Consider the following 14,210-nt stretch of genomic DNA (forward strand, 5'->3'; position numbering starts at 1 on the left):
AATATCTAATTTCAGGATATTTACGTAGGAAATTTTTCTCGATATCTAATAATATACGGTTAAAAGTGAACTAAAACAATCGGTTTATAAAGGATTGAGTTTATGGACAGACCTAAAGATTATTACGAAACCAACGGATACTACGTATTTAGAAATCTCATTCCTGAAAATGTGATTGATAATATTTTAAAAGAGTATAACTCTAATATTCTTTCATCCAAATCTCCTTTCTTTAGGCAGTCAACTAATAAATGGGAAACCAATAGAATTACTCCCAACGGATACTCTGAAGAATCTTTCCGGGATGTTCACGATTACCCAGATTATCCAGCATTTACTGAGGCAGCCAAAGAAATTTTCTGTTTACAGCAGGTTAGAGAAGCACTGACTGAACTGACGGGTAGTGAGGAGCATAACCTCATGCAAACGATGTTCTTTGATATGAACACGGCTACTCCAGCTCATCAGGATTGGTACTATTTAGATTCCATGCCTAATGGTCATTTGTTAGCTGGATGGTTTGCTCTGGAAGACATCCACGAAGAAGCTGGTCGATTCTATGTTTTACCAACATCCCATCTCGTTGACTTTGAGTTAACGGATGATGAAAAACTATCTAATCGGTTTTACTTAGAAAAGTTGAAGGAGTATATCAACACTCACAAGAGTAATATTCAAGCTCCTGCCTTGAAAAAAGGGGATGTCCTGTTCTGGAACTCTAGAACTATTCACGGTTCCTTGGAAACACTCAATCCCCAATATTCTCGAAAATCTCTAACAGCTCATTATCTACCAGCGGTGTATGAATTCGGTAGCCGCAATGCAGAATCTCCGACTGCTGTAGATTATGCCACGTACAAAGGAATGAAGTATCGCTTGATTCCTTCAATGTATAAAAATTATTCAGCGGCTGCAAAACTGAAAACCGATTTCTTGCAGTATTTGTGGGAGCAACCAAAGTTGATGCGAACCGCAAAATTTGTAAGAAAAGTTTTGCAAGGTGCTAAAGGTAAATAATCAATTCCATTCTGTTTACCGCAACAACAAATAGGGTTCTGTAGCACGACCCAGTTCTCAAACCCTATCTTTATTCCTTCATAAATTGCCCAATTCTGATGTTAGACAAGCTGAGTCTGATAAATCAAAAGCTTAGCCCTGGTCTACGCAAGGTGTTCAGCAACATCGCGTGGCTGTTCGCTGACAAAATCCTCCAAATGGGCTTGAGCCTAATTGTAGGAATATGGGTGGCTCGCTATCTAGGGCCGGAACAGTTTGGCTTATTTAATTATGCGATCGCATTTGTAGCGTTGTTAGGGCCGATTGCCAATCTTGGGCTTGATAGCATCGTAGTGCGCGACATTGTGCGCGATCCATTTACCAAGAATGAAACGCTTGGGACTTCCCTAGCACTAAAACTTATTGGCGGTGCTGTAACAACTTTGTTAGCGGTTGGCGCAATTTCCTTACTACAGCCCCAGGACACTTTAACTCATTGGTTGGTAGGAATTATCGCTGCCGGAACCATTTTTCAAGCTTTCGAGACGATCGATCTTTGGTTCCGATCGCAAGTTCAATCCAAATATACAGTTGTTGTTAAAAATAGCGCCTATTTACTTGTCTGCGCTGTCAGAATTGTCTTAATTCAAATTAAAGCTCCTCTCATTGCATTTGCCTGGGCAAGATGTGGAGAACTTGCCTTAGCTGCTGTGGGATTGGTAATAATTTATCAGACAAGCGGACAGGATATAAAAGCATGGCGCAGCAGTCTTCCTCAGGCGAAGGACTTAATCAAAGAAAGTTGGCCCCTGATTGTATCGGGAATCGCAATTTATGTCTATTCCACCATCGATCAGGTCATGCTAGGTTCCTTCTCTGCCCAAGAACTGAAGTTCGATCCTAAATATGAATTAGGCATTTATGCAGCTGCTGTGAAGATATCGCAGATATTTGATTTCATCCCCTCTATCATGCAGATATCTTTTTTTTCCAAACTCACCGAAGCTAAGGCTCAAGGGGAGATTGAATATCTCAAAAAATTTCAGGCTTACTTTGATTTAACCTTAATTTTATGGCTGATAATAGCAATTCCAGTTTCACTGCTTTCCACTTACATCGTTCATTTCTTGTACGGAGATAAGTATGCAGCTTCAGCTACAATACTATCAATCTATGTTTGGTCACAGTTTGGTAGTGGTTTTGGTCTGGCCAGAAATGCGTTTATTATGATTGAAGGTAAAGCAAAAAATGAATTAGTTTTAACATTTACAGGAGCAGTAGTAAATATAATTTTAAATTTATATTTAATTCCCAAGTATGGGGCTGTTGGAGCCACTATAGCGACTTTGATTACTTATTTCATTGTGACTATACTTCTCAATTTTATAATTCCTGATTTAAAGCCTATCGGTAAGTTTATTTTACGTTCTTGTAATTTATATAAGGCTGCTACAAGAATTAAAGGAATAGTGCGATGATTGAAATAAAGCCAAATATTCAGCACCAATCTACCTGTCCCCACAGCGGTACAGCTCTTAAGCCTCAAGGTATTCTTTGGCAAGGAATGCATATTTGCGTAAAATCTAAATGCGACTCTTGCAATACAGAAATTATTGAGGATTTAGAAGTTGGTCATGCTGTCACCTTTCCTTATCAAGTTGATTTAGCAAAAGGCGACGTTTTTGGAAATGAATCTTGTAAATATTGGTTAGGCGAAAAGCTTCTTTCCTCTCTGCAAAATCCACAATCTGAAGAGATTGAGGTATCTAAAGAAGTTTTTAAGCAGCATCAACGTGTCATCATCTTAAACTGTATCGATTATCTTTATGGGCATAGCTTATTAAAGCTGCTAAATGTCCAAAGACATCTGGATAATTATCCGGATTGGGGCTTAATTGTCATCGTACCAAAGTTCTTGAGATGGATGGTTCCAGAGGACGTTACAGAAATTTGGACGGTGAATATCCCTTTACGACGGGGGCAATGCTACTATCCGAAATTTGAGCAATTTATCTCTGAGGAATCTAAGCGTTTTGATGAAATTTGCGTAAGCAAAGCATATTCTCATCCGAGGCATTTTGACATTAGTAAATTTACGCGGGTTCCCAGCCATAACTTTGATAAAGATCCAAACCAAATAACCTTTATTTGGCGCGACGATCGGATCTGGTGTAATCCGCTTCTCTTCAAAACCTTGAGAAAATTAAAAATGCTTGATATTGCCCTCAAGCTTCAGAATGAACGGGTGCAAAAACTATTTTTAAAGATTCGAGCTAGAGTTCCTTTAGCAAAGTTTGCGATCGCTGGTTTGGGAAGGAAAACTCAGTTTCCCGACTGGATTGAAGATTTGCGGGTAAACAAGTTTGATTCAGACACTGAGAGGCAGATGTGTCAAGTTTATTCCCAAAGCCGCTTGGTGATTGGTGTACATGGCTCTAATATGCTGCTACCTTCTGGTCATGCTGGCATGACTCTCGATCTGATGCCAGAAGAGCGCTGGGGAAACCTGGCGCAAGATATCCTCTATCAAGAGACAGATCCTAGATTGGCTGCTTTTCGATATCGCTATGTTTCGCTTCAAACTCCTCTGGATGAAATAGGAGCGATCGCTTCCAGTATGCTCCTACATTACTCCGAATTTAAGCAGAATATGACTGCTGACAAGTGACCATGAAAACTCCCGTTGCTCTGTTAATCTTTAAGCGACCTGAGACTACAGCCAAGGTTTTTGAGGCAATTCGTCAGGCAAAACCGCCTAAGCTTTTAGTAGTCGCTGATGGCCCTCGTGCCGATCGGCCAGGTGAAGCGGAAAAGTGCGCTGCTGCTCGTGCAATTATTGACACTGTAGATTGGGACTGCGAAGTTCTAAAAAATTATTCGGATGTCAACTTAGGCTGCGGGTTACGTCCAGCTACGGGTATTAATTGGGTATTTGAACAAGTAGAAGAAGCCATCCTTTTCGAGGATGATTGTTTACCTCATCCGACTTTCTTCCAGTTTTGCGAAGAGTTATTAGAAAAGTATCGTGATGATGAAAGGGTAATGAGTATCGCGGGAACCAATCTTTTAGGCGAACGGAAATTACCTAGACAAAGTTATTACTTTTCTTACTTTGGTGGAAATTGGGGTTGGGCATCCTGGCGCAGAGCCTGGAAATATTTTGATTATGACATTAAGCAATGGCCTGAAATTTTAGAGAGTCGGTTTCTAGAAAATTACTTAATGGTACCGAAATATTATTTATTTTGGCAAAAAATATTTCAAAATGCCTACCAAAATCAAAATAGATCCTGTTGGGATTATCAATGGCTGCTAGCTTGTTGGCTTCAACATGGATTAAAAATAGTGCCCGAAGTTAATTTAATTACGAATATTGGTTTTGGAGCTAATGCAACTCACACTTTTTCCACTGAAAATCCACTAGGTAAAATGGAGACGCAAGAAATTATATTTCCTTTAAAGCATCCTCCCTTTATGATTCGAGATGTGGAGGCAGACACCTTGTTTCAAGAAAATTTTTTTGACAATAGAAGCCTTTTTACTAAAGTCAAAAATAAATTTCAAAAAAGTTTGCTTAAGGAGTAATTGTCAGATGAACCCCTTCTTCAAAATTAAATCTAAGATTAATGCTGCTTTAGTCAATAAAAAATGTGTAATTGGCAATAATTCAAGTGTTTTAGACCATAATTTACTGGTGAGCCACGATCGTGATAAAAATAGTATTATTCTGGGCGACAACACTCACATTGAAGGCCAGTTAATGACTTTCCCCGGAGGAAAAATAAAAGTAGGAAATTTCTGTTATTTAGCCCAAGGCTCTAGAATTTGGTCAGACACTTTAATTGAAATAAAAGATAGAGCAATTATTGCTCATAATGTCAATATATTCGACAATCAAACTCATCCGCTCGATCCGGTAGCACGTCATCAGCAATTTGTTCACATTATCCAAAAAGGTTTTCCTAAAGATTTAAACCTAAATGGAAAATCCGTCATTATTGAAGAGGATGTTTGGATTGCTTGTAACTCAATTATTTTGAGAGGGGTGACGATTGGAAAATGCTCGATTATCGGTGCTGGGTCAGTCGTTACTAAAGATGTTCCTGCTTGGACGATTGTCGCGGGGAATCCAGCCCGGATTATTGGCAAGGTTCCTGAAGGTGAACAGAAGATTTTAAATGGCAAAGAAGTAGTGAGCGATCGCGGGTAAAAATTAATGAAGCGCTTTATAGTATCTAAACTAACAGACGCTCAAATAGACAGAATTAAATGGTTAGGAGGTAACTTAAAAGCCTATTTTACTAAAAGGCAGAATGTAGGTAAAAACTCTTATATTGATCCATCTGTTCATGTACTGGGGTGGGGTAATGTAAAAGTTGGTCAAAATTCAGTCATCGGTGAAGAAACAGTAATTGTAATTAATAAACGGGAAAAAGACAAAATCTCTGTCATTATTGGTGATAACTGTTTTGTAGGTCGCAGAAACTTTTATAGTGCTGGAGCTTTGATAAAAGTCGGCGACTATAGTTTAATTGGCAATGACTGTAAACTGTTAGGAAGTGGGCACGATTACATTTCTCCCTTTATTCCTTATCACACTGCTTCAACAACTACTGATGGAGTAATAGATATCGGCACAAATTGCTGGCTGGGTGTAGACGTGACTATTTTGAAAGGGGTCAAAGTAGGATACGGCTCAATCATTGGAGCTTGCACCGTAGTAAATTGTGATATTCCCCCATTCAGTGTGGTAGTAGGAAATCCATGTCGAATCGTTAAAAGATTTGATATGCGATCGCAAGAGTGGGTAAGGACTAAAGATTATTCTGAAGATGGCGATCAATATCTTCCTGGTGAAGATGAATATTTAGCAATATTAAAGAAAAATTTTCCCGCTACTAGAATGCCAACAATCGCTGTTAGCAAATTGTTCGGAGATTTAGAGTGACAAACTACAGAAGCCAAGAAGAGAGATAGCTGATTTTATGAACAAATTAAAATTTTTATTTTTATGAAAACCGTGCTAATTACAGGTGTGACAGGGTTTATCGGGCGATATGTTGCTCGTCAGTTTACAGAAACTGGATGGAGTGTTGTAGGGTTGGGAAATCGTCCTCCAGAGAATGCACCTAGACAAGATTTGTTTCGCTATCAACAATTAAATTTGCCTTCTGCCGAGCTAGCAAAAATTGTTCAAGAGTTGCAACCGGAAGTTTGTATTCACTGCGCTGGAAGAGCATCAGTGGAGCTTTCAATTAGCGATCCATCAGCAGATTTCAGCAACAGTGTCGCCGTCACTTTCAACCTTTTAAATACATTACGTCTTTATGTTCCAAAATGTCGTTTAATCTATCTTTCTAGTGCTGCTGTCTATGGAAATCCAGAAACATTACCCATTCGGGAAAACCAAAGCTTGAAGCCAATTTCCCCGTATGGCTTTCATAAGCTAATGTCCGAGCAACTTTGCGCTGAGTTTTTCCAAGTTTATAACTTACCCACTGCTATAGTACGCATTTTTTCTGGTTATGGACCAGGACTGAGGCGGCAAGTTCTTTGGGATATGTGTCAAAAAGCTTTGACAAACTCCGCACTAAAGTTACGAGGAACTGGCAACGAAAGCCGCGACTTTATTCATGGTAGAGATGTAGCAAGGGCACTTCATATTCTTTCTGAAAAAGCTAATTTTGAAGCCGAGGTTTATAACCTAGCGAATGGCGTCGAAACAACAATCAAAGAATTAGCAACATTAGTGTTAGCCAAACTGGGGGAAGATATTCCAGTTGGATTTGATAATAATACTCCTGTAGGAACTCCGATAAACTGGCAAGCCGATATGAGCAAACTTGCCAAAATTGGATTTACCCCTGAAGTAACGATAGAAAGGGGTGTAAACGTCTACGTTCAATGGTGTCGAGCTGAGATTTTAGGATGGTGAAAAATCTACATATTTGCCTCAACATGGTGGGTGGCTCTGGCTGGCTAGGGGGCGTGCTATATATTCAGAATTTAGCTCGCGCGATCGCCACTTTACCAGAAATAGAAAAAGCGAATATCAAGCTAACAATAGCCGTTCACGATAAAGATATAAATTTAATAGAACCAGCCCGCTGTTACGTTAACGAAATTTATGCTACTTCCAAGTGGCAGCGTGCCTACCTGAAAATTTGTAATCTTTTAGCTGAGCGTATTTCTTTCATTCCTCTGGAACTACTGAATCCTCAAAAAATAAATTTTCTCTACCCAGCTATAGCAGGAACCCGCGCACCTTATCAATGGGGAGGTTGGATTCCTGACTTTCAACACTATCACTTACCCCACCTTTTCTCTCAAGAAGAAATCGCTCAACGTAATCGAGATCAGCAACAAATTGCTCACGCTGCTCCTATCATCGTCCTCAGTAGCAAAATGGCGCAGGAAGACTTTAAACATCTTTATCCAGACGCTGCTTCTCGAAGTGTTGTAATGAACTTCGTAAGCTGTCCCGCACCCGAATGGTTTGAGTTAGATCCCAAACTAACTCAAGAAAATTATCAACTTCCAGATAATTTTTTCCTAGTCAGTAATCAATTCTGGAAACACAAAGATCATGCTGTAGTAATTGAAGCTTTGGGGTTACTGAAACAACAGGGACTTACACCTACAGTTGTCTGTACTGGAAGTGCTACTGATTATCGCAATCCTGATTATTACAATCACCTCCTGACAAGAATTGAGGAATTAGGAATTAGCGAACAAGTGCGTCTTTTAGGATTAATTCCTCGTGTAGATCAAATTCAGCTCATGAGGAGGTGTTTAGCTGTAATTCAGCCTTCCTTATTTGAAGGTTGGAGTACGGTTGTAGAGGACGCACGTTCTCTGGGTAAACCCATGTTACTTTCTGACTTTCCAGTTCACCTGGAGCAGAATCCTCCTGATTCTCACTTTTTTGAGCGCAGTAATGCGGAACAGCTAGCAGCACTCATTGATAAAACTTTTACTACCTTAACACCAGGACCAGATGTAGAAAAGGAAAGTTTAGCTAAACAGGATAATGTTGAGAAAATCAAAGGATATGGTAGACGTTTTTTAGAGATAGTACGCAGCGTTGTATAACTAGCCAAATTTTATTTAGGGATTTTTTAGATGTTGAAACGCTCAGAGAAATACTTACATTACGTAGTCTTTGATACGCTGAAAGATAAGAATGTTATTCCTCCAGTCTTTTTCTGGATAGCTGTAACTACTTTGTATGCAGTAGCGAATGCGCCGAAAAATAGGATAATCATGGCGTTTCAGGCAATCTTCAATCGCCTGCCCCAAGACTGGGTTTCTATAACTGTTCAAGCAATCGAAAGTCGTTTCACCCAAGGGTTGATTCGCCCAGAAATTTTAGCCGGAAATGCTCCGCAGCAACTAGCCGAGATTACTACTATCTACGGCATAATCCCTATCAAAGGATTTCTCTTTTTTATAGCGACTTTAGTAATTGCATACCCAATCTTAATATCGATTATTAAGTCGCGCTATTCACTATTTGAAGCTGGATTTAAAAGGAGAGCGATCGCGTCCCTAGCCATCTTCGCAATTATATCTTTACTCATCGTTCCTTTTCGCTATCCTTTAGGTCCAGGTGTAATGGGTTTAGAGTATGCCATTAGGAGTTTAGAGCCTTTTAGCCAAAATGCTGACTGGTACTATCGACGCTTGTTTATGCTAGCGATCGCTAACTTTATTCACATGAGTGGGCCGTTCCTATATTACATTTTTTCTCTAGCCTGTACCTATCTTTTAATCTTCTTGAGCTTAACATTTATCGAGTCTAAAATTTTTGGTTCAAAGGAGACTGAGGAGGGACAACAAGAAATTGAATCAAAATCGATAAATTATCAAAAACTTGGTTTATATTACCTTTCAATTGCAACCAGTAGTTATTTAATTTTTAATTGTCAATTTCCGGGTTATGTAGATCAGCTATTTTTTAGTCTGCTATTACTTCCAGCTTGTATTCCTATGACTCGGCAGGGAAGACTCGCAACTCTTGCTTTTGCCTTGGCGACACATGAAGCCAGTGCTTTTGTCTTCATCCCAATTGTTATCTTCTGTTTTCCCAGACGAGAAGTATTAACCGCTTTATCTTTAGTCCCCATTTACTGTTTTATCTGGTTTGCTGGCAGTGGATTTTCTCTGGATAGTCCAGTAAAGGCACACTTGATACTGGAGAATAAGACGGCATTGCAGTATTTAGCTGAAAACCCAATGTTGGGGTTAGCAGGCTTTTTCTTCTCCTACAAGCTATTGTGGATTATTACCCTCTATATCTTGTGGATACTTTGGCGTCAGGGCGAGACACTTTTGGTAGGCGCGATCGCTAGTATCATTGCATTCCCTATTTCTACAATGTTTTTGATTGTAGATACTAGCAGAAATGTAGGCTATGGCTTCTTTGGAATGTTAATCGCTTTTGCTATCCTAATTCGGGAAGAGAAAGTTTTTCCGGGGCATCGTATATTGTTTTATATTGCCCTCGTGAATGTTATTCTTCCTTCCTATTATATAGGTTTAAACACGGGGTTTCAGACTTATACGGGGCTTTATCATCTTATCCCTCTCTTCCCCTCCACTTATGTTCCATAGATATAAAATTTTCGGGTGAGCATTGCCCACCCTATTGGTTTTAATTATTATTTAATACATTCCATAAATAGGGATTCTGGGCGTTCTTCTCGTTCTGCAATACCTGCTATTTGACTGTCTCGATAGTTGCATCTAACCACTTCCCGAAATCCAGTATCTAAGAGGATTTTTCGCAACGAATTTTCGTTATAGTGCCAGTGGTGACGATTTTTTTCTAACGTCTGCGTTGCCTCTAAAAATTCTGTCAGAAATACTTCGGGACAGCTAGAATCGTAACTCTTTATTAATTGATCGAGGTCTGGAATTGCCACCCGAAACATTCCACCTGGCTTGAGAACTCGATAAACTTCCGAGATACAATTCAAGGCACCTTCAAGGTATAAATGCTCTAGTACATGAGAGGTATATGCTGCATCGACGCTATTATCGGGCCAGGGAAATTTTTTAGTCAGATCCAGATATGTAAGCTGACGAAAAATACCTTTTTGATGCTCCTCATATCGTTCTCGATCGAGCTTCCCCATTTTATACATAATATCGGGTAAAAAGGGGATTTTTGAAACCCAAATGTGAGGAGTAATATCAGTATTGATCCAGCCGGAGAAGATTCGGTCAAAAGAGCCTAAATTTAATTTCATTGTTGCAGACATATTGTTAACCTCAGAAAGTGAATTAAGCACCTTTAATCTAGCTTAATAAAAATTGATAGCAAGAATATTGAAAAGATTCTTTAATTTGTAAAAATAATGAATACAGACTTTGTTAAATTATAAAATATATGTTAATTAAAAAATCGATTACCTTGCTTCGCTGTCAATGTTCCCCATCGTTCCCAATTTTAGGGATAACATAGCTATTATGATAACTTACATTCATTTTAATAATTTGAGGCGCTGATGGGAAATACTAGCATAGCCGTTCTTATCACTTGCTATAACCGAAAGCAAAAGACCTTAGCAAGTCTACAGGCACTTTTTAACCAGGTACTCCCAACTGACGTTAATCTTTGCATATATCTTGTAGATGATGGCAGCAGTGACGGTACAGCAGCAGCCGTCAACCAAAACTATCCTCAAGTAAAGATTATCCAGGGAGATGGAAATTTATTCTGGAATGGAGGAATGCGGGTGGCATTTTCTGAAGCCATCAAGCACCCTCATGACTACCATCTCTGGCTGAATGATGACACGCTGATTTACCCAGAAGCTTTAAGTAATTTGCTGACAACCTCTCATCTTTTAGCCTCGAAAGGAGATGCAGCCATTGTAGCAGGGGCGACTTGCGATCCAGATACGAATACGGTTTCTTATGGCGGCGTCGTGAGAAGTACGTGGTGGCATCCCTTCAAATTTCGCTGGCTAGAACCGGGCGAAAAAGCTATACGATGTGACACCATGCATGGAAATTGTGTATTGATTCCTAAAGAAATATTCCAAGCAATCGGAAATTTAGATCCTGACTTCAAGCATTATGCGGGAGACTTTGATTATGGGTTACGCGCGAGACGCAAAGGATATACAGTTTGGCTAGCTCCGAGCTACATCGGAACCTGTTCGGGAAACCCTTTATACGCGAACTGGATGGATTCTAATTTGCCGATTCGCGAACGATGGCAAAAGGCAGAACAACCTAAAAATTTCACATTCCAAGAACGGAAGTTATTTGCTCAGCGCCATGCTGGGATTTTATGGCCTATTTATTGGTTGCTACCGTATAGAAAATTGCTTTTTTCAAGCTTTATCAAACGGGGACAGGTGGGAACATGAAAGTTAGACATTCTGACGGCAAAAAATTAAAGATAGACGCTCTCCGCATCGCCATTGTGATTCCCTCAGTCGAATTTGGCTCTTATTGGCGACCTGTTTTGTACGAACTTACGAAAATATGTAAAAATACAATTTTTTATACTGGCTGTCTTTGGCCGAAATTCGATGCTGACGCTCCTGGAGCTTCTGCGGTTAAACTTGTAGGAAAATTTAAATTTGTAGAAGCAACTCAAGTATCGGGTGGCTATGGTCGCGGTTTTATGGTAGCTTCACCGAAGATTGTGAATGAGTTACTTGAGTTTAAGCCTCATGTTGTCTTCGCCAGTGCTTTCTCTATATGGACTGTTTTGGCACTGCTTTTCAAACCGTTAGGAGGTTGGAAAGTTGTAATTATTTATGATGGCAGTTCACCTAATACGAACTTTGAAGATTCTAAACTTCGTACCTTGTCGCGTCGTTTAATGGTTCAATTTACAGATGCTTTTATTGCCAATAGTAATGATGGCAAAAAGTATCTTTATGAGGCAATTGGAGCGGATAAAAGTAAAATTTTTACTAAAACTTATCTAGTGCCTGAACCGCAAGCTTTGCGGGAACGTCTTGAAGCTGCTAAACCTAGTGAATTAGAGTTAAAACGTCCGGTTTTTCTATTTGTCGGACAAGTAATTTCTAGGAAAGGGATAAAGCCGTTGTTGGAGGCGTGTTCTCTGCTTCAAAGTCAGGGATATTCTAATTATTCGCTGCTGATTATTGGGGATGGAGCGCAACGCGAGGAGCTGGAAGTTTTTGTTAAAGACAACAATTTGACAGAGCTGGTTACGTGGACGGGATGGGTGGATTACGGGCAACTAGGGGCATATTTTCAGAATGCCGATGTCTTTGTTTTTCCTACCTTTGAAGATGTCTGGGGAATGGTGGTGCTGGAGGCGATGGTATTTGGCAAACCCATATTGTGTTCTAAAGGTGCAGGCGCTTATGAAATGGTGATAGAAGGAGAGAATGGGTATTTGTTCGATCCGCAAAATCCAGAAGAAATTGCTGAAGGGATGCGCCGTTTTATAGATAATCCAAATTTGATTGCTTCAATGGGAGAAAAATCCAAGCAATTGATAGGACAGTACACTCCAGAGACAGCAGCAAAATCAATGGCAGAAGTAGCAATGAATGTTTTACAAAAAAGTCAAATAAATGCCGAACGATATTGAATTAAGGCAGAGTCTCTAAAATTGCGTTTCCCAGCTTAGGCGGGGAACCAGAAAAATAATTTTGGAAAAGTGGGTAATTTTGAAAGTGGGTGGGAACTATAGATAGGGAAAGTTGCTAATTTTATAAGAGGTAAAAAGCCTATGAAAATCCTTCTGTCCGCATACGCTTGCGAGCCTGGGTGCGGCTCTGAGGAAGGGGTAGGCTGGAATACGGTTCGGCAAGTAGCGAATCATCACGAAGTTTGGGTGTTAACTCGAATTGGTTATCGTGCAGCAATTGAGACAGAGCTAGATCGTCACCCGGTTCCCAACTTGCACTTTGTTTATTTCGATCCGTTTAATTGGACGGAAGATTGGCGGAATAAGCAAGGGTTGGTGCAATTTCATTACTACCTTTGGCAAATACAAGCTTATTTTCTGGCAAGGCAGCTACATCGGGAGATTGGCTTTGACTTGGTGCGTCATGTCACTTATGTGAAACACTGGTCTCCTAGCTTTTTAGTACTGTTGCCAGTTCCCTTTATTTGGGGACCTGTCGGAGGCGCTGAATCGGCTCCAAAAGCTTTCTGGAAAGATTTTAGTCGGCGTGGCAAGGTTTACGAATTGCTGCGAAACTTGGCTCAATCGGTGGGTGAGCAAGATCCGTTTGTGCGACTGACAGCAAAGCGAAGTTGTGTGGGATTAGCAACCACTCAGGAGACAGCAGAACGGTTGCGATCGCTTGGAGTAAAAAATGTCCAAATCGCTTCGCAAGTGGGTTTATCTAAAGAAGAAATTAGTCAATTGGCGCACCATATTCTGCCTGATGATAGTCCAATACGGTTTATTACCGTGGGTCGCCTCATCCACTGGAAAGGAGTCCATCTGGGGATTCGAGCTTTTGCTTTGGCTCAAATTCCCAAAGCAGAATACTGGATTGTGGGAGATGGACGGGAACGGCAACAATTGGAAGCGATCGCTCACTCCCTGGGAGTGGCGGATAAAGTTCGCTTCTGGGGCGCTTTACCGCGCCAGGAAACCCTATCTAAAATTGGGCATTGCCACGTCCTCGTTCACCCCAGTCTGCACGAATCTGGGGGGTTTGTCTGTGCGGAAATGATGGCGGCGGGGCGTCCAGTCATTTGCTTGGATTTGGGAGGACCAGCGGTACAGGTAACGGAGGAAACTGGGATTAAGGTGGCTGCGATAGATCCCGAACAAGTAGCACGCGACGTAGCTGCGGCGATGACTCGTTTAGCTGAAGATCCAGCGTTACGGGTGCGAATGGGACAAGCAGGACAAAAGCGGGTGCAGGAAGTCTTTGATTGGGATCTCAAGGAAAGGCTTTTGCTCGATTTGTATGAAAAAATGCTGCCTCAGCCTGCTATCGGGACTTCAGTTACCGCAGAATAGACCTGCAAAAATACCCAGAACCCCTCCCCAACCCTCCCCGAAACGGAGAGGGAGTAAGATTTTCTCCCCCTGTTTCGGGGACTGTGGGGGTTAATTCGACTTTTGTAAGAACAGGACTTACGCAAAGCTTATACATATAGCATTTTTTCGGGTTCAATCCCCCTGTGGTTGCCCTTACTATGTGGTGATGTGCGGCGAGTCCATCCTCAGTTTAAAAACGAGGAATTCCAGACTTATC

Annotated in this window: 13 protein-coding genes; 12 read left to right on the forward strand and 1 reads right to left on the reverse strand. The window is 40.7% G+C overall.

Going from position 1 to position 14,210, the window contains the following annotated elements; translation table 11 throughout:
• Positions 1-102 precede the first annotated feature (102 nt).
• The 9 genes from ACFW2W_RS04110 to ACFW2W_RS04150 all read left to right on the forward strand — a co-directional run bounded on the left by ACFW2W_RS04110 (position 103) and on the right by ACFW2W_RS04150 (position 9,609).
• Positions 103-1,017: a phytanoyl-CoA dioxygenase family protein gene (locus tag ACFW2W_RS04110; protein ID WP_378173697.1), complete on the forward strand. Its 915-nt coding sequence runs from the start codon at positions 103-105 to the stop codon at positions 1,015-1,017.
• Positions 1,018-1,115: 98 nt separating this feature from the next.
• Positions 1,116-2,474 (forward strand): flippase, encoded by a 1,359-nt coding sequence (locus ACFW2W_RS04115; RefSeq protein ID WP_378173701.1) that lies wholly within the window; start codon positions 1,116-1,118, stop codon positions 2,472-2,474.
• The gene (locus tag ACFW2W_RS04120) at positions 2,471-3,664 is read left to right on the forward strand and encodes a hypothetical protein (RefSeq protein ID WP_378173704.1); all 1,194 of its coding nucleotides are present in this window, start codon (positions 2,471-2,473) and stop codon (positions 3,662-3,664) included. The genes ACFW2W_RS04115 and ACFW2W_RS04120 overlap by 4 nt, the downstream gene beginning before the upstream one ends.
• A 2-nt stretch (positions 3,665-3,666) precedes the next feature.
• Positions 3,667-4,581, forward strand: a complete 915-nt coding sequence (locus ACFW2W_RS04125; protein WP_378173707.1) for a glycosyltransferase family 2 protein — start codon at positions 3,667-3,669, stop codon at positions 4,579-4,581.
• A gap of 7 nt (positions 4,582-4,588) precedes the next feature.
• Positions 4,589-5,206: an acyltransferase gene (locus ACFW2W_RS04130; protein WP_378173710.1), complete on the forward strand. Its 618-nt coding sequence runs from the start codon at positions 4,589-4,591 to the stop codon at positions 5,204-5,206.
• 6 nt (positions 5,207-5,212) lie between these two features.
• Entirely contained in the window at positions 5,213-5,944 is a 732-nt protein-coding gene (locus tag ACFW2W_RS04135; protein WP_378173712.1) for an acyltransferase, read from the forward strand.
• 63 nt (positions 5,945-6,007) lie between these two features.
• Positions 6,008-6,931, forward strand: a complete 924-nt coding sequence (locus tag ACFW2W_RS04140; RefSeq protein WP_378173715.1) for an NAD-dependent epimerase/dehydratase family protein — start codon at positions 6,008-6,010, stop codon at positions 6,929-6,931.
• Entirely contained in the window at positions 6,925-8,088 is a 1,164-nt protein-coding gene (locus ACFW2W_RS04145; protein ID WP_378173718.1) for a glycosyltransferase family 4 protein, read from the forward strand. The genes ACFW2W_RS04140 and ACFW2W_RS04145 overlap by 7 nt, the downstream gene beginning before the upstream one ends.
• Before the next feature lie 30 nt (positions 8,089-8,118).
• Entirely contained in the window at positions 8,119-9,609 is a 1,491-nt protein-coding gene (locus ACFW2W_RS04150; protein ID WP_378173720.1) for a hypothetical protein, read from the forward strand.
• Between the two features lie 47 nt (positions 9,610-9,656).
• Here the strand turns inward: ACFW2W_RS04150 and ACFW2W_RS04155 are convergent, their stop codons facing one another.
• The gene (locus ACFW2W_RS04155; RefSeq protein ID WP_378173723.1) at positions 9,657-10,259 is read right to left on the reverse strand and encodes a methyltransferase domain-containing protein; all 603 of its coding nucleotides are present in this window, start codon (positions 10,257-10,259) and stop codon (positions 9,657-9,659) included.
• 246 nt (positions 10,260-10,505) lie between these two features.
• Here ACFW2W_RS04155 and ACFW2W_RS04160 point away from each other — a divergent pair, with 246 nt between their 5' ends.
• The 3 genes from ACFW2W_RS04160 (at position 10,506) to ACFW2W_RS04170 (ending at position 13,972) form a co-directional block, all read left to right on the forward strand.
• Positions 10,506-11,375 (forward strand): glycosyltransferase family 2 protein, encoded by an 870-nt coding sequence (locus ACFW2W_RS04160; RefSeq protein ID WP_378173726.1) that lies wholly within the window; start codon positions 10,506-10,508, stop codon positions 11,373-11,375.
• Positions 11,372-12,580 carry a glycosyltransferase family 4 protein gene (locus tag ACFW2W_RS04165; RefSeq protein WP_378173729.1) on the forward strand — a complete coding sequence of 403 codons (1,209 nt, stop codon included), beginning with the start codon at positions 11,372-11,374 and terminating at the stop codon, positions 12,578-12,580. Before ACFW2W_RS04160 ends, ACFW2W_RS04165 begins: the two co-directional genes overlap by 4 nt.
• A gap of 141 nt (positions 12,581-12,721) precedes the next feature.
• Positions 12,722-13,972 carry a glycosyltransferase family 4 protein gene (locus ACFW2W_RS04170; RefSeq protein WP_378173732.1) on the forward strand — a complete coding sequence of 417 codons (1,251 nt, stop codon included), beginning with the start codon at positions 12,722-12,724 and terminating at the stop codon, positions 13,970-13,972.
• The last annotated feature ends 238 nt before the right edge of the window (positions 13,973-14,210 follow it).

The sequence above is a fragment of the Coleofasciculus sp. H7-2 genome, assembly GCF_042747725.1.
Taxonomy (GTDB): Bacteria; Cyanobacteriota; Cyanobacteriia; order Cyanobacteriales; family FACHB-T130; genus FACHB-T130.

What these genes read in the sequence shown, in the direction of transcription:
- ACFW2W_RS04160 (WP_378173726.1), top strand. Translation starts at nt 10,506, where the DNA reads ATGGGAAATACTAGCATAGCCGTTCTTATCACTTGCTATAACCGAAAG.
- ACFW2W_RS04110 (WP_378173697.1), top strand. Translation starts at nt 103, where the DNA reads ATGGACAGACCTAAAGATTATTACGAAACCAACGGATACTACGTATTT.
- ACFW2W_RS04155 (WP_378173723.1), bottom strand. Translation starts at nt 10,259, where the DNA reads ATGTCTGCAACAATGAAATTAAATTTAGGCTCTTTTGACCGAATCTTC.
- ACFW2W_RS04170 (WP_378173732.1), top strand. Translation starts at nt 12,722, where the DNA reads ATGAAAATCCTTCTGTCCGCATACGCTTGCGAGCCTGGGTGCGGCTCT.
- ACFW2W_RS04145 (WP_378173718.1), top strand. Translation starts at nt 6,925, where the DNA reads ATGGTGAAAAATCTACATATTTGCCTCAACATGGTGGGTGGCTCTGGC.
- ACFW2W_RS04120 (WP_378173704.1), top strand. Translation starts at nt 2,471, where the DNA reads ATGATTGAAATAAAGCCAAATATTCAGCACCAATCTACCTGTCCCCAC.
- ACFW2W_RS04130 (WP_378173710.1), top strand. Translation starts at nt 4,589, where the DNA reads ATGAACCCCTTCTTCAAAATTAAATCTAAGATTAATGCTGCTTTAGTC.
- ACFW2W_RS04150 (WP_378173720.1), top strand. Translation starts at nt 8,119, where the DNA reads ATGTTGAAACGCTCAGAGAAATACTTACATTACGTAGTCTTTGATACG.
- ACFW2W_RS04115 (WP_378173701.1), top strand. Translation starts at nt 1,116, where the DNA reads ATGTTAGACAAGCTGAGTCTGATAAATCAAAAGCTTAGCCCTGGTCTA.
- ACFW2W_RS04165 (WP_378173729.1), top strand. Translation starts at nt 11,372, where the DNA reads ATGAAAGTTAGACATTCTGACGGCAAAAAATTAAAGATAGACGCTCTC.
- ACFW2W_RS04140 (WP_378173715.1), top strand. Translation starts at nt 6,008, where the DNA reads ATGAAAACCGTGCTAATTACAGGTGTGACAGGGTTTATCGGGCGATAT.
- ACFW2W_RS04125 (WP_378173707.1), top strand. Translation starts at nt 3,667, where the DNA reads ATGAAAACTCCCGTTGCTCTGTTAATCTTTAAGCGACCTGAGACTACA.
- ACFW2W_RS04135 (WP_378173712.1), top strand. Translation starts at nt 5,213, where the DNA reads ATGAAGCGCTTTATAGTATCTAAACTAACAGACGCTCAAATAGACAGA.